The sequence below is a fragment of the Streptomyces fructofermentans genome (assembly GCF_014651055.1).
In the GTDB taxonomy this organism is placed as follows: Bacteria; Actinomycetota; Actinomycetes; order Streptomycetales; family Streptomycetaceae; genus Streptomyces; species Streptomyces fructofermentans.
The window spans coordinates 376,027-390,645 of sequence record NZ_BMWD01000005.1 but is presented as its reverse complement, the minus strand read 5'-3'; the positions used below and the strand labels follow the sequence as shown (position 1 = coordinate 390,645).

Annotated in this window: 14 protein-coding genes; 5 read left to right on the top strand and 9 right to left on the bottom strand. The window is 71.9% G+C overall.

What is annotated here, in order from left to right; all coding sequences use genetic code 11:
- Positions 1-322, top strand: a 322-nt coding sequence (locus IE265_RS10330) for an ABC transporter permease (RefSeq protein WP_190035124.1), incomplete at its 5' end; no start/stop codon positions are given.
- A gap of 247 nt (positions 323-569) precedes the next feature.
- On the opposite strand, the gene IE265_RS10325 is transcribed toward IE265_RS10330, so the two are convergent.
- The 3 genes from IE265_RS10325 to IE265_RS10315 form a co-directional block, all read right to left on the bottom strand.
- The gene (locus IE265_RS10325) at positions 570-1,841 is read right to left on the bottom strand and encodes an IS256 family transposase (RefSeq protein WP_190035123.1); all 1,272 of its coding nucleotides are present in this window, start codon (positions 1,839-1,841) and stop codon (positions 570-572) included.
- Between the two features lie 135 nt (positions 1,842-1,976).
- Positions 1,977-3,848 (bottom strand): rhamnogalacturonan lyase, encoded by a 1,872-nt coding sequence (locus IE265_RS10320; protein WP_190035122.1) that lies wholly within the window; start codon positions 3,846-3,848, stop codon positions 1,977-1,979.
- A 74-nt stretch (positions 3,849-3,922) separates the two neighbouring features.
- Positions 3,923-4,882, bottom strand: a complete 960-nt coding sequence (locus IE265_RS10315) for a helix-turn-helix transcriptional regulator (RefSeq protein WP_190035121.1) — start codon at positions 4,880-4,882, stop codon at positions 3,923-3,925.
- A gap of 63 nt (positions 4,883-4,945) precedes the next feature.
- Between IE265_RS10315 and IE265_RS10310 the strand changes: the two genes are divergently transcribed.
- Both IE265_RS10310 and IE265_RS10305 read left to right on the top strand, forming a co-directional pair.
- Complete coding sequence (locus tag IE265_RS10310) at positions 4,946-5,425, top strand: hypothetical protein (RefSeq protein WP_190035120.1); 480 nt, start codon at positions 4,946-4,948, stop codon at positions 5,423-5,425.
- Complete coding sequence (locus IE265_RS10305) at positions 5,422-5,949, top strand: hypothetical protein (RefSeq protein WP_229916114.1); 528 nt, start codon at positions 5,422-5,424, stop codon at positions 5,947-5,949. Before IE265_RS10310 ends, IE265_RS10305 begins: the two co-directional genes overlap by 4 nt.
- Positions 5,950-5,978: 29 nt before the next feature.
- Here IE265_RS10305 and IE265_RS10300 read toward each other — a convergent pair whose 3' ends face one another.
- Both IE265_RS10300 and IE265_RS10295 read right to left on the bottom strand, forming a co-directional pair.
- Positions 5,979-6,698 carry a class I SAM-dependent methyltransferase gene (locus IE265_RS10300; protein WP_190035119.1) on the bottom strand — a complete coding sequence of 240 codons (720 nt, stop codon included), beginning with the start codon at positions 6,696-6,698 and terminating at the stop codon, positions 5,979-5,981.
- An 8-nt stretch (positions 6,699-6,706) separates the two neighbouring features.
- On the bottom strand, positions 6,707-7,012 hold the full coding sequence (locus IE265_RS10295; protein WP_190035118.1) for a 4a-hydroxytetrahydrobiopterin dehydratase: 306 nt from the start codon (positions 7,010-7,012) through the stop codon (positions 6,707-6,709).
- Between the two features lie 159 nt (positions 7,013-7,171).
- Here IE265_RS10295 and IE265_RS10290 point away from each other — a divergent pair, with 159 nt between their 5' ends.
- Together IE265_RS10290 and IE265_RS10285 are read left to right on the top strand one after the other, a co-directional pair.
- Complete coding sequence (locus tag IE265_RS10290) at positions 7,172-7,999, top strand: helix-turn-helix domain-containing protein (protein ID WP_190035117.1); 828 nt, start codon at positions 7,172-7,174, stop codon at positions 7,997-7,999.
- A 106-nt stretch (positions 8,000-8,105) separates the two neighbouring features.
- Positions 8,106-8,969 carry a Sco1979 family transcriptional regulator gene (locus IE265_RS10285; RefSeq protein ID WP_190035116.1) on the top strand — a complete coding sequence of 288 codons (864 nt, stop codon included), beginning with the start codon at positions 8,106-8,108 and terminating at the stop codon, positions 8,967-8,969.
- 71 nt (positions 8,970-9,040) lie between these two features.
- Here the strand turns inward: IE265_RS10285 and dnaK are convergent, their stop codons facing one another.
- From dnaK to IE265_RS10265, 4 genes are all read right to left on the bottom strand, one after another.
- The gene (gene dnaK, locus IE265_RS10280; RefSeq protein ID WP_190035115.1) at positions 9,041-11,023 is read right to left on the bottom strand and encodes a molecular chaperone DnaK; all 1,983 of its coding nucleotides are present in this window, start codon (positions 11,021-11,023) and stop codon (positions 9,041-9,043) included.
- 173 nt (positions 11,024-11,196) lie between these two features.
- A complete protein-coding gene (locus IE265_RS10275; protein WP_190035114.1) occupies positions 11,197-11,625 on the bottom strand; it encodes an OsmC family peroxiredoxin in 429 nt (142 codons plus the stop codon).
- A 131-nt stretch (positions 11,626-11,756) separates the two neighbouring features.
- Positions 11,757-13,556, bottom strand: coding sequence for a vWA domain-containing protein (locus IE265_RS10270; RefSeq protein WP_190035113.1), 1,800 nt, complete (start codon positions 13,554-13,556; stop codon positions 11,757-11,759).
- A complete protein-coding gene (locus IE265_RS10265; protein WP_190035112.1) occupies positions 13,553-14,614 on the bottom strand; it encodes an ATP-binding protein in 1,062 nt (353 codons plus the stop codon). The genes IE265_RS10270 and IE265_RS10265 overlap by 4 nt, the downstream gene beginning before the upstream one ends.
- Positions 14,615-14,619 lie beyond the last annotated feature (5 nt).

Below are 14,619 nucleotides of genomic sequence, written 5' to 3'. Positions count from 1 at the left end.
CCTCTTCGCCACCGCCCTCACCTGGATCGCCGTCGGCATGGGCCTGGTCAGCCCCAACGCCGAAGCCGCCAGCAACAACGCCCTGCCCCTGATCTTCCTGCCCCTCATCTCCAGCGCCTTCGTCCCCCTCGACTCCATGCCCGGCTGGTTCCGACCCGTCGCCGAATACCAGCCCTTCACCCCGGCCATCGAAACCCTGCGCGGACTGCTCCTCGGCAGCCCGATCGGCCACAACGGCTGGCTCACCATCGCCTGGTGCCTCACCCTCACCGCCCTCGGCCACCTCTGGACCACCAAGGTCTACAACCGCGACCCGAAGTAGCCGCCGTGACAGCGCGGGCGGCCTCCGCCCTCTCGCACCACCGTCCCGCCCGGGGCGGCCCGCACCGACACCGCGTCGGTGCGCGCCGCCCCTTCGGCGTTCTCCGCCGCCCACTTCGCCGCAGGTCGGACGGGATCTCCCCAGGCGCTCCCCGGAGACCGTCGAGGCCGCGGAGCGACTGGCCCGACGGTCGTCCGGCGGGCCCGTCCCCAGGGCGTGTCAGCGATCTTGTGTAAGTCGTTTGGTGTCATTGGATGCTGAGCCGGTCCTCGAAGAAGAGTGAGAACTGGTTCAGTGCCTCTTTCCAGTGTGCGGCGACGTGGTTCGCGTCGCGCGCTTTCGGGTTGATCTGCTCGCGGACCGCGAGGTAGAGGACCTTCAACGCGGCCTGCTCCGAGGGGAAATGGCCGCGGTTGCGGGTGGCCTTGCGGAGCCGGGCGTTCATGGATTCGACCATGTTCGTGGAGTAGACCACGGTCCTTATGGCCGGCGGGAACGCCAGGTAGGGCGTGAACTCCGGCCAGGCCGACCGCCAGGTCCGCACGATCGCCGGATAGCGTTGGCCCAGCTCAGAGGCCTCGAAAGCGTCGAGTGCCTGCTCGGCAGCGGCCTCGGTCGGGGCCGTGTGGATGGCCTTCAGGGACGGGACCAGCTTCGGGTGGTCCCGCGAGGACGACAGTCGGAGCGAGGCTCTCGTCAGGTGGATCACGCAGGTCTGGACGGTCGCCTTGGGCCAGGTCGCGGTGACCGCGTCCGGCAGGCCCTTCAACCCGTCACAGACCACGATGCAGACGTCCTCGATGCCTCGGTTCCGCAGCTCGGAGAGGACCGCCATCCAAGTGCTGGCGCCCTCACCCTCGGCTCCGACCCACAGACCGAGGACGTCTTTGCGGCCGTCCATGTCGACGCCGACGGCCAGGTAGACCGGCTTCGACGTCACCGAACCGGAGCGGATTTTCACCCACAACGCGTCGATGTAGATGATCGGCCAGACCGGGTCCAGGGGCCGGTTCTGCCAGGTCACGAGCTCGTCGATCACGGCGTCGGTGACTTTGCTGATCAGGTCTGGGCTGACCTCGACCCCGTAGATTTGGGCGAGGTGGGAGCGGATGTCGCGCACGCTCATGCCGCGGGCGTAGAGGGAGAGGATCCGGTCGTTGAACCCGGCGAGGCGGCGGGCGTTCTTCGGGACCAGCCGCGGTTCGAAGTCGCCGTTTCGGTCCCGCGGCACCGCCAGCGTCACGGCGCCGGCATCGGTCAGGACCGTCTTGGGCGAGGTCCCGTTGCGGGAGTTCCCCGACCCGTGCCCTGCAAGATCTCCGCGTTCGTAGCCGAGGTGTTCGCTCATCTCGGCTTCCAGGGCCCGCTCGAGGACGGCCTTGGTGATCTCCGTCAGCAGCCCGCCCTCACCGAGCAGGGCCGCACCCGAGGCATCAGCCTTGTCGAGCAGCCGCTCGACCACCTCGTCGACCGTCTTGTCGCCGGCCACGGACGTGGCCGCTTCGTTTTTGTCTGCCATGACTCGTCCGATCCGCCTGGCCCACAGGCCCGAGGCCGAGCCCCGGGCCAGGCTTCCACATCACGGACTTACACGATCTTTCAGACACGCTCCGTCCCCATCGCCGGCCGAGCTGCATCGTGGCAGGTCGGACGCCTAGGGCGTGTACACCGTCGGCCTCGGTGCCGTAGGCATGCCCGTGCCGATGAAGAAGCTCGGGTGGGGCGGCTGGTTGTAGGCAGTGTTCTGCCAGGCCAGACCGGTGCGGTACATCGTGTCGTGGAGCAGCGTGGTGATCCGCGTGCCCGTCTCCAGCGGTGTGGAGTAGATGCGCAGCGCCCGGTTGTCGCCCGTCGCCCAGACGACCTCCTCGCGCCAGTCGCCGAAGAGGTCGCCGGACAGCGCCGGAGTGGCCTTCGTGCCGTTGTTGGAGTGCACCGAGGAGCCGGTGAGCAGCCGGGTGTCGGACGACGTGCCGTACTTGTCGATGTGGGTGCCGTCCAGGAGTTCCCGCGTCGTGTCCCCGTCCCACCAGGAGAGGAAGTTGACGGAGGAGGGTTCGCGGCCCTTGGCGGCGCCGGCCTCGTCGCGGATCGACGTGTCGGAGGCCGACCAGACCTCCGCGCCGTCGTTGCCCGCGTAGACGTCCCCGGCCACGCCCCTGCCGTTGTCGCAGCACGCGGCGAGCTTCCAGCGGATCGCGCCGTCGGCCGGGTCGATGTACAACTCCGCGGGCTGCGAGGTCGATTCCGAGACCTTGAAGTACTCCAGGCCGGACGTCCCCGGATCGAGGTCGCCCAGGTGCTGCGCGTCGCCGTGGCCGGTCCGCGTGGTCCACAGGGCGTTCCCGTTGTCGTCCACGGCCATCGCCCCGTAGACGATCTCGTCCTTGCCGTCGTTGTCGACGTCTCCGACGGACAGGCTGTGGGAGCCCTGGCCGTCGTACCCCTTGCCCGTGTTCGTCGAGGAGTTGGTGTCGAAGGTCCAGCGCCGGGTGAAGGCACCGCCTCTCCAGTCCCAGGCCGCGAGCACGGTCCGCGTGTAGTAGCCGCGGGCCATCACGAGTGAGGGCCGCCGGCCGTCCAGGTAGGCGGTGCCGGCCAGGAACCGGTCCACACGGTTGCCGTAGGAGTCGCCCCAGGAGGACACCGTGCCGCGGGCCGGGACGTAGTCGACCGTGCCCATCGCCCTGCCCGTCAGACCGTCGAACATGGTCAGGTACTCGGGCCCGGACAGCACGTATCCGCTGGAGTTGCGGTGGTCGGCCGAGGAGCTGCCGATCACGGTGCCCGCCCCGTCGACCGTGCCGTCGGAGGTCTTCGCCGCGACCTCGGCCCTGCCGTCGCCGTCGTAGTCGTACACCTGGAACTGCGTGTAGTGGGCGCCCGAGCGGATGTTGCGGCCCAGGTCGACGCGCCACAGCCTTGTGCCGTCGAGCTTGACGCCGTCGATCACCGTGTTGCCGGTGTAGCCGGACTGGGAGTTGTCCTTGGCGTTGGTCGGCTGCCACTTGAGGACGAAGTCGGGTGCCCCGTCGCCGTCGAGGTCGCCGACGGAGGCGTCGTTGGCCTCGTAGGTGTACGCGACGCCGTCCGGGGTGGTGCCGCCGGCCGGCGGGGTGATGGCCACGTCCTTGTACCCGGCGCGGAACTGAATCGCGTTGGCCGAGTCGCCCTGCTCGACACCGCCGACGATCGCGCGGACCGTGTAGTCGGCCTGGGCCGGGGCGCCGGAGTGGAAGTAGTTCGTCGAACCGGTGACCGGGGCGGAGTTGACCCTGGTGCCGGCCCGGTAGACGTTGAAGGACACGTCGTTCGGATCGGTGCCCAGCCAGCGCCAGCTCACGAGGTTGCCGGCATCGGTGTGGACGCTGACGACACCGCGGTCGAGCCTCTCCACCTGGCGTGCCGTGGCCGCCTGGGCCGGTGCCGCGGTGAGCGCGGTGAGTCCGGCGGCGGCGAGCGCGCCGGTGAGGACGGTGGCGAGGAGGAGCCTGGCCCTGCCGTGTCTGCGATGCGGGTGCTGCACGGTGACGTACCTCCCTGGGGGAAAGTCGGAATCCGACCTTCAGTCGCCGCCGGTGGCACCGGGGTTGCCGCCGTTCAGCAAGCGCTCTCTGTGCCGTAGGTCCGGGCGAGCGCCGCGACCGTGCCCGCGATGCGCGCCCGCAGCTCGGCCGGTTCCAGCACTTCGATGTCGGCGCCGAGCCGCAGGAACTCCGCGTGTGCGTGCTCGACCGACTCGACGGGCACGGTGGCCCGGGTCCATCCGTCGCTCTCCTTACGGCCGTTGGCGCGCACGGCGTCGCCCGCGCGTCCCGCGAGGCGCACCCCGGGGGCGAGTCTGACCACCGCCTCGCCCTGGTGCAGCCGGTCGTGGAAGTCCCGCTGGTACGCGGTCCAGTACGCGGCCAGGTGGAAGTCCCCCGGTCTCTCGAACTCCCCCTCGCCGGAGTCCAGTTCGAGGATCTGGTCGACCCGGAAGGTGCGCGGCCCCGGGCCCGCAACGACGTACCAGCGGCCCGCCTTGAGCACGAGCCCGTACGGTTCGAGGCGGCGCTCCACGTCCGTGGGCGCGCGCCAGCGGCGGTAGCGGACCCGCAGCACCCGTGAGCGCCACACGGCGTCGGCGACGGCCGGGAGGAACGGGGTGTCCTCGCCGTCCGCGTACCAGCCGGGCGCGTCGAGGTGGAAGCGGCCGCTGATCCGGTCGGCGTGCGCGCGCAGCTCGCTCGGCAGCGCGGCGCGCACCTTGAGCTGGGCGGCGGCGAGGACCTGGCCGAGTCCCAGCTCGGCCGCCGGTCCGGGCACGCCCGCCAGGAAGAGCGCCTCCGCCTCGTCGGCGGTCAGGCCGGTCAGCCGGGTGCGGTAGCCGTCGAGGAGCCGGTAGCCGCCCGCGTGCCCCGCGTCGCCGTAGAGCGGGACGCCGGCGGCGCCCAGGGCCTCGGCGTCGCGGTACACCGTGCGCACCGACACCTCCAGCTCGGCGGCGAGGTCGGCGGCCGTCATCCGGCCCCGGGTCTGGAGCAGCAGGAGCATCGAGACGAGACGGGCCGATTTCATCGCGCCAGAATGCCAGCCCACCACTGACAGGAGGTGTCAGTGGAGGCGTCCTAGCGTCGTGCCATGGCTTTCGAAGAGAAACTCCTGACCGTGCCGCCGCCCCTGGAGGTGGCCGGCCGGCGGATCAAGCGCTACCACGTCACCACCGACCCGGCGGGCATCGCGCCCGACGTCCAGGAGGCGGCGTACGCGATCCTGCCGAAGCTGCTCCCCGAGCCGGACGGCACGCCGCCCGCGACGTTCGTCGTGCTGCACCGGGGCGGGGACAGCGGCGCCTACCTCAACGCGTACAGCTGGGTGTGGGACAACGTCCTGCACTTCCGGGGAGCGGCGGCCGGGCAGCCCGTGCTCGGCTGCCCGGACCGGAACCCGGCGCACTTCGTCACCCCGGACCTGCCGTGGATCGGCTGCGTCTGGGAGCTGCCGCCGATCGTCCACGAACGCGACGCCTGGGTACGGCACATGCTCGGCCCGGACTCCCCCGATCTCGACGGCTACCTGGCCGACTCGATGCCGGCCGGCACGACGGGGGACCGCCCATGAGCGCTCCGGGTGACTTCGACTTCCTCGTCGGCGAGTGGGAGGTCGCGCACCGGCGCCGGACCCGCTTCCTCGACCCGGACAGCGACTGGGAGGAGTTCGGGGCCACCAGCCGCTGCGGGCGGCTGTTCGACGGGGCCGCGAACATCGACGAGATGACGGTGCCCGCGCAGGGGTGGAAGGGGCTGACCCTGCGCCTGCGCGACCGTGCCACCGGCCGGTGGTCGCTGTACTGGTCCAGTACGCGCAGCGGACGGCTGTTCCCTCCGGTCACGGGTGAATTCATGGACGGGCGGGGCGAGTTCCTCGGGGACGACACGCACGAGGGCCGGGACGTACGCGTGCGCTTCGTGTGGTCGGGGATCTCGCGGGACACGGCACGCTGGGAGCAGGCGTTCTCGGTGGACGGCGGGGCGACCTGGCTGACCAACTGGGTCATGCTCTTCACACGGCGCCCGCCCGAGGTCGGGCCCGCGTCCGGCGCGGCGGGCCGCGACGGGTGGGTGCCGGAGCCCCGCGCCGTGTGAACGCGCGCCGCCCCTCCCCCGGGAGCCGCCTACTCCTTCCTGAACGCGCGCAGGGCGAACTGCGGGTCGGGGCGCGGCGCGTGCTGTTCCGGGAGCTGCTCCAGGCGCGTCGCGAGCCGCTCCGTGAGGGGAGCGCCGGGCGGCAGCAGCGTGTACCAGCCGCGTCGCACGTCGGCGGCGGCCCGGGCGGGGGTCCTGCCCCGGCCGCGGAAGTACGCCCGGCCTGCCGGGGCCAGGGCGTTCCGGGCGGCGAAGCCGGTCACGAGGTCCGCCCTGTCGCGTGCGGCGCGGCGCGGGCGCGGCGCCATCACGGCGTCGATGTCGCTGCGGACGTCGTGCGAGGCAGCCTTGTCCACGGTCGTGACGAAGACGCCGCCGGGGCGCAGCACCCGGGCCGCCTCCTGGACGACACGGTCCGCGTCGTCCAGGAGATGAAGCAGCCAGACCGCCGACACCGCGTCGAACAATGCGTCAGGGAACGGCAGTTGGCGGGTGTCGGCGAGCACGACCCGGCCCGGGGTGCGTTCCGCGGCCTGCCGCAGCATGCCCCCCGCCGCGTCCGCGCCCGTCACACGCAGTCCCGCTGCGGCAAGCCGGCGCGTCACGATGCCCGTGCCGCAGCCGATGTCGAGGAGGGCTCCGCCGGTGCGGGGCAGGAGTCCGAGCACGGCGCCGGCGGCCGCGGCGGCGCGGGGCTCGCCGCCCCGGGACGCGTCGTACCGCTCGGCCTCCTCGTCGTAGTCGAACACCGGCGTGCTCAGCCGGCGCCGTGGCCGGCGGCCAGTTCCTCGACCCGTCGCGCCAGGTCGAGGTCCAGCCGGGTGACGGCTCCGCCCACACTGTGGGTGTTCACCGTGAGCGAGACGGTGTGATAACTCAGTGTGATGTCCGCGTGGTGGTCCAGCTCGTCCTGCACCCGGGCGATGTGCACGACCAGCGCGGCCGCCGCGAAGTGCGAGCCCAGCCGGTAGGAGCGGGCGATCCGGTCCCCGTCGAGCGACCAGCCCGGCAGCTCCGCGAGCCGGTCCTCGATCTCCTTCTGCGCCAGCGGTTCGAGGGGCATGGTCTCTCGCTCCTTCGGTGGTGTCCGGATCTCCTCAGCGTGCCACAGTCCGGCTGTTTCGGTCCTGGTCAGGCACGCTCCGGAAGGTCGCCGGGGTACGCATTCGGCCGTGGTCCGGCCCGTCGACCCGCCGGCCGCCGATCGGCTAACGTCGGGGTCATGACGACCGCCGCGCCCGGGACAGCGTCCGCCGACGACGGCGTACCGGGAGTGGGTCCGCTGCTGCGCGGCTGGCGGGAGCGGCGCCGGGTCAGCCAACTGGAGCTGGCACTGCGGGCAGGGTCCTCCGCACGGCACATCAGCTTCGTCGAGACGGGCCGCTCCCGGCCGAGCGAGGACATGGTGCTCCGGCTGGCCGAGCACCTGGACGTGCCGGTCCGGGACCGCAACTCGCTGCTCCTGGCCGCCGGTTACGCACCCCGCTATCCCGAGACCCCGCTCGACGACCCGGCCCTGGAGGCGCTGCGCGAGGGCGTGGAGCGGCTGATCAGGGGCTACGAGCCCTATCCGGCGCTGGTGGTGGACGCCACGTACTCCGTGGTCGCCGCGAACCGCGGGATCACGATGCTGCTCGACGGTGTGCCCGAGCACCTGCTCGTGCCGCCGCTCAACGCGATGCGGCTGACGCTGCATCCGGAGGGGCTCGCGCCGAGGATCCGCAACCTGCGCGCGTGGCGCGGACATCTGCTGGCCCAGATGGAGCGCGACATCGCGCTGCGCCGCTCGGCCCCGCTGCGGGCGCTGTACGAGGAGGTCGCGGCGTACCCGTACGACGTCCCGGAGAGCGGCGAGGACGAACAGGACGCCCGCGTACCGCACTTCGCGCTGCCTCTGCGGATCGAGCACGACGGTCTGGTCCTGTCGTTCGTGTCGTCGATCTCCACGTTCAACACCCCGATGGACGTGACGGTCTCCGAGCTGGCCGTCGAGACGCTGCTGCCGGCCGACCCGGCGACGGCCAAGTACCTTCGTTCGCTGCTGTCCTGAAGCCGCCGAGGCCGACACCCGCCGCGTGGAGAATTGTGGATCACGTGAGGGTTCGGCGGGGACATGGCACACTTCTCGCCATGCCCGGCGCATGGGGAGGCGTCTCGTGAGTGAAAGACGTCCTGCGCCGACCGTGGGGCAGGTGGTACTGGGGAGACGGCTCCAGGAGTTGCGGGAGGCCTCCGGCCTGAAGCGGGACGAGGCCGCGCGGATCCTGCGCGTCGCGGGCGCGACCGTCCGCCGCATGGAGATGGCCGAGGTCTCCCTGAAGATCCCGTACGTGCAGGTGCTGCTGTCGACCTACGGGGTGCCCGACGACGAGATCGCCGCGTTCGTGAGGCTCGCCGAGGAGGCGAACGAGCCCGGCTGGTGGCAGCGTTTCCACGACGTGCTGCCGGACTGGTTCAGCCTGTACGTGAGCCTGGAGGGGGCGGCGTCCCTCATCCGGTCGTACGAGCCGCACTTCGTGCCGGGGCTGCTGCAGACCGAGGCGTACGCGCGTGCGGTCCTGGAGGCCGGCACGGTGGGCCAGACGGGACCCGAGGAGATCGAGCGCCATGTGTCGCTGCGGCTCGCCCGCCAGGACCTGCTGACCGGGGCCGCCCCGCCGCACCTGTGGGTGATCATGGAGGAGACGGTCCTGCAGAGACCGGTGAGCATCCGTTCCGAGGTGATGGCGGAACAGCTCGACCACCTCCTGGAGATGGTCCGCCACGACCACATCACCCTGCAGATCGCGGAGTTCGCCTCAGGTCCCCACCCGGGGACGTACGCGCCCTTCGTGCTGTTCCGCTTCGCCGAGCCGGAGCTGCCGGACATGGTGTACACGGAGTACCTGACGGGGGCGCTGTACCTCGACTCCCGCAGGGAGGTCGCCGCGCACCTGGAGGTGCTGGACCACATGACGACCGGTGCCGCGTCCGCCCGGCGCACCGAGGAGATGATCCGGGAGCGCCGGGCCGACTTCTGAACGGGCCCCGGGCGGACGGCAGTCCGGGGCGCGGGAGCCACTCCGAGCCGTGGGCCGGTCGCGGGGGCGGGTCAGGCGGGTCCGCCCCCCGTGCCCCCGTCGTGTTCTCCCCCGGCACCCCGGCCGTCCTCCGCCCGCGGGCCGTCCTCCGCCCGCCGGCCGCCGTCCCCGTCCGCGGCGGAACGGCGTCCGTCCGCGGCCTCCCGCTCGTCGTCCACGATCTCGGCGTCGACCACGCCGTCCTCGTCCGGGGGCGCGGCCTGCTCGGCGCCGGGCCGGTCCTGCGGGGGCGACTGCTGTGCCTGCGCGTACATCGCCTGTCCCACCTTCTGGCTGACGGTGGCGAGTTTCTCGACCCCCCTGCGGAGGGTGCCCGTGTCGACGCCGTCCCGGTCGGCCAGCAGCTCCTTCAGCTCGGCGATCGACGACTCGACCTCGGCCTTGATGTCGGCGGGCACCCGCTCGTCGTTCTCCCGGAGGAACTTCTCGGTCTGGTAGACGAGTTGCTCGGCCTGGTTGCGGGTGTCTGCGGCCTCGCGGCGCCTGTGGTCCTCCTCCGCGTACTGCTCGGCCTCGCGCATCATGCGGTCGATGTCGGACTTCGAGAGCGCCGAACCGCCCGTGACGGTCATCTTCTGCTCTCGGCCGGTGGCCAGGTCCCTCGCCGAGACGTGCATGATCCCGTTGGCGTCGATGTCGAAGGCGACCTCGATCTGCGGCAGTCCGCGCGGCGCGGGCGGCAGCCCGGTGAGGTCGAAGACGCCCAGTTTCTTGTTGTACGCGGCGATCTCCCGTTCGCCCTGGAAGACCTGGATGCCGACGGAGGGCTGGTTGTCCGTCGCCGTCGTGAAGATCTCCGAACGCCGCGTGGGAATGGTGGTGTTGCGCTCGATCAGGGTGGTCATGATGCCGCCCTTGGTCTCGATGCCCAGGGACAGCGGAGTGACGTCGAGGAGCAGGACGTCCTTGACGTCGCCGCGGATGACCCCGGCCTGGAGCGCGGCGCCGAGCGCCACGACCTCGTCCGGGTTGACCCCCTTGTGCGGATCGCGGCCGGTGAGCTCCCTCACCAGGTCCGTCACCGCGGGCATCCGGGTGGAGCCGCCGACGAGGATGACGTGGTCGACCGCGGACAGCTTGACCCCGGCGTCCTTCACCGCCTGGTGGAAGGGCGCCTTGCAGCGGTCGAGCAGATCGGCCGTCAGCTCCTGGAACTGGGCGCGCGTCAGCTTCTCGTCCAGGTGCAGCGGGCCGTCCGCCGACGCGGTGACGTAGGGCAGGTTGACGGTCGTCTCCGTGGACGAGGACAGCTCGATCTTGGCCTTCTCAGCGCCCTCGCGAAGCCGTTGGACCGCCATCCGGTCCCGTCCGAGGTCGATGCCGTGCGCGGCCTTGAAGCGCTGGGCGAGATGCTCGACGACCCGGTTGTCCCAGTCGTCGCCGCCGAGTTGGGTGTCGCCGTTGGTGGCCTTGACCTCGATGACGCCGTCGCCGATCTCCAGGAGGGAGACGTCGAACGTCCCGCCTCCCAGGTCGAAGACGAGGACGGTCTGCTCCTCGCCGCGGTCGAGCCCGTAGGCGAGCGCCGCGGCCGTGGGCTCGTTGATGATCCGCAGGACGTTGAGTCCCGCGATCTCGCCGGCCTCCTTGGTGGCCTGGCGCTGGGTGTCGTCGAAGTGGGCGGGCACGGTGATCACGGCGTCCGTGACGTCCTCGCCGAGATACGCCTCCGCGTCGCGCTTCAGCTTCTGCAGCACCCGTGCGGAGAGTTCCTGCGCCCGGTAGCGCGTGCCGTCGACGTCCCCCTCCCCGGGAAAGCGCCAACCCGGGTCGCCCATGTGGCGTTTGACGGACCGCGCGGTGCGGTCGACGTTGGTGACGGCCTGCCGTTTGGCGACCTCGCCGACGAGGACCTCGCCGTTCTTCGCGAAGGCCACCACCGACGGAGTCGTGCGCGCGCCCTCGGCGTTGGCGACGACCGTCGGCTCGCCCCCCTCCAAAACGGCCACCACCGAGTTGGTGGTACCCAGATCGATCCCGACCGCACGTGCCATGTCCGTCCCCTTCCGCCCGGGCCTGCCCGCGTTCCATCACAAAACTTGAGTGACGTCTTGTCAATGGGGCGCCCACACCCGGGAGTCCGGGACATGACGATGCCGCGTCCCCCGACGGTGGACGCGGCATCGGCGTATGCACGGAAGCTGCGTACGGAAGGGCCCGACGGCCGTCAGGCGAGCTTCGCCGTCAGCGTGATCGTCGTACCGGTGAGTGCCTGGCTGACCGGGCAGTTCTTCTTGGCGTCCTCGGCCGCGGCGGCGAAGGCGTCCGCGTCGATGCCCGGCACCGTGCCCTCGACCGTCAGGTGGATGCCGGTGATGCCCTCACCCGGCTGGAAACTGACGTCGGCCGAGGTCGTCAGCCTGGTGGGCGGGGTGCCCGCGCCGGCGAGGGCGTGCGAGAACGCCATGGAGAAGCAGCTGGAGTGGGCGGCGGCGATCAGCTCCTCGGGGCTGGTCTTTCCGTTCGCGTCCTGGGAGCGCGACGCCCAGGTCACGGGCTGCTCCTGGATGCTGCCGGAGGAGTCGAACGAGATGACTCCCTTGCCGTCGAGGAGGTTGCCTTCCCAGACAGTGTGTGCGGAGCGCGTGGTGGCCACAGTTCTTCCTTTCACATGGGGTCCCCTTGCCGGGGGTTCCTGCCCGCCATCCGATCACACCCGGGCCCGATGCACCCAGCCGATCGGGCCCGGGTGTCCGCGATTCGGCGGCCCGGGCCGGCGCCCCGTGCTCAGCGCACCCGGAAGACCGGGCCCCGGGGCGTGAACGGCAGGCTCGCCCCCTGCGGGACCAGATACGCGTGCTCCCGCCGGACGCGCAGCACGTCGCAGTGACCGTCCGTGATGATCAGGACCGGCGCGCCGGGCGGGAAGTCCTCGGCCCGCAGCAGCAGGTCGACGCCCGGTTGCAGGACCGTGCCGCCGCGGCCGTGCACCCGCACTCGCCCGGCGATGTCCGCGACCGGAACGAAGCCCGCGTCGTGCGGGGCCGCGTCGCAGAAGACCACGCGTGCCGCCGGGACGTCGCGGGCGCCGGCGTACGAGGCGATGGCGCCCAGGGCCTTGCCGAGCAGGGTGCGGTCCATGGAGCCGGAGGTGTCGAGCACGACCCCGAAGGTGCAGCGCGCGACCTCCTCGGGCGGGAAGTGGCGGCCCGCGCGCGGGATGTCGGGGGTGGCGGCCTGCCGGCGGGACGGCCGGGCGTACGACCGGACCGGCTCGGGCCGGGGGACGAACTCGTCGAACCAGCGGGCCAGTCGGGCGTCCCAGGGCAGCGGCGGCTGGCTGAGCGCGCGGATCTCCTCGACGAGCCCGCCGGGCAGGAAGCCGCGCTCCTGCCGCTCGTGCAGGTCGAGGCCCCGGCCCAGTCCCCGGCGGTAGAACTCGTCGAGGTCCACGACGTCGCGGGGCTCACGCAGCGGGCCGCCGAGGATGTCCCCGACGCCCCTGCCCCGCAGGGTGGCGAGCCGGCGCATGCGGCGCAGGTCGGTGGAGATGCGGTCGTAGACCTCCTCGGCCGAGAGGTCGACCAGCGCCGGGTCGTACAGCACCCCTTCGGGCATCGATCCGACGTGCATCCCCACCAGCCAGCCGTTGACGACGTAGTCGCAGGCGATGTTGAAGAGGTACGGGTCGCGATGGCCGCGCCGGTCGCCGTGGCGCAGCGCGGCGTGCAGCATCTCGTGCGCGAGCACGAAACGCCACTCCTCGTCGTCGAGCTGCCGCAGCGGGTTCACGTAGATCTCGCCGGCCCCCGCGTCGACGGCGGCCACGGATATCCCGTGCGCGCGGGCGAGTTCGGCGTCCGCCACGAGCGTGATGCCGGCCGCGATGCCGCCGAGCAGGGGGTACGAGGACACGAACCAGCTCAACGCCCGCTCCCAGGGCCGCAACCGGGTCGGTCCGCCGGTCATGGAGTCCCGGCGGCCGCCCGCCAGGTCCATCGCGGTGGACATCGTGCGGGTGAGCGCGTGCGCGAACGCGAGCTGCCAGTCCGTGGGGCTGCCCTGCCACCGGCCCCATTCCTGGAGCCACTGGTCGGGGCCGGGGCCCGCCGTACCGCAGCGCTCGTACCCGGCGGGGATGCCCTCGCGGCGCCACAGCGCGGCGAGTTGCTCCTCGTCGCCGTGGGGGTAGGTCAGCGGCAGGTCGTCGGGGACCTCCCCGATCGGGAAGGTCTGGAGGAAGCGGTTGACGACCACGCAGCGCGCCGCGAGGTCGAACCGGTCGGGCTGCTCCCGGTGCTCCCGCGCGGCGGGCACATGCCCGAAGCCGAGGTGGATCAGCGCGTGGGCGACGGCCCACGCCCAGGCGCCCGGAGCGGCGCGCCGCTTCGGGTGCGCGTGCAGCGTGCCGTTGGAGGAGACGACGACGAGTCCTTCCCGGGGCGCGAGCGCGCAGTCCTCGGTCCGGCAGATGGTGGCCTCCACGGCGGCCAGCGCGGGGTTGGCGGCGACCAGCGCCATCCCCGCCGCGAACGCCACCGCGGCCGGGTCCTGCTCCGCCGCGGACTTCTTGCGGGAACGGCTCACCGGCGGGCCTCGACCAGCCGCGGCATGTCACGGGCCGCCTCGACCAGGAACCAGGCGGGCAGCACGGGGTTGCCGTCCGCGTCGGAGGCGATCACGCTCTGCGCGACCTCCACCGAGATCTCGGCGAGCTGCACGAGCAGCGACTTCGCGCGGTACGCGGTCTGGCGGCCGGCGGCCGGGACGTGCTCCTTGCTCGCGGGCAGCTCCTTGACGAGGCGGCTCCGGAAGGACTCGGCGAGGTAGTGGAGCAGGTCCCGGTCCTCGACGCGGTGCGGCCAGCGGGCCTCGCCCCTGATGATGGCCTCGATCCCGAACCGGCTGCGGACGACCTTGACGTACCCGCAGAACGCGACGGCGTGCGCGGGCGTCAGGGTCCCGTGCGCGATCACGCGCAGCGTCGGCTCGTCGAGGGTCGGGCCGAAGGAGTGCAGCGCGTCGGAGAGCATGTGCCAGGAGCGGGGCGTGGAGAAGGCCTCCTCCGTCCTGGGCGGCTTGGACCACAGGTGGTCGGGGCGGTCGGTGAGGTGGTCGAGCACCCACGGGTGGATTCCGTTCGCGCCGGCCCACACCAGCCAGTCCTTCGGGGACGCCTCCAGGTGGACGTGCGCGAGCCGGTTGACCAGCGCGGAGGCGATCGGACGGGCCAGCGCGTTGTCCGTCGCGCGGTTGCCCGCGCCGATCACGATGGAGCCCTCCGGCAGCTCGTACGTGCCGATGCGGCGGTCCAGGATCAGCGAGTAGAAGGCCTTCTGGACGTCGGGCGTCGCCGCGTTCAGCTCGTCCAGGAACAGGCAGTACGGCTCGTCGCGGGCGATGGACTCCGGCGGGCAGAAGACCGAGCGCCCGTCCCTGATCTGCGGGACGCCGATCAGGTCCTCGGGCGCCAGCTGCGTACCCAGGAGACTCACGCACTCCAGCCCGAGCGACTCCGCGAACTCCCTGACGAGGGAGGACTTCCCGATGCCGGGGGCACCCCAGAGGAAGACCGGCCGCACGGTCGCGAGACCGAGCAGCAGTTCCGGAATCCGGGCGGGAGTGACGGTGACGGCGGCCTGCACGCAGA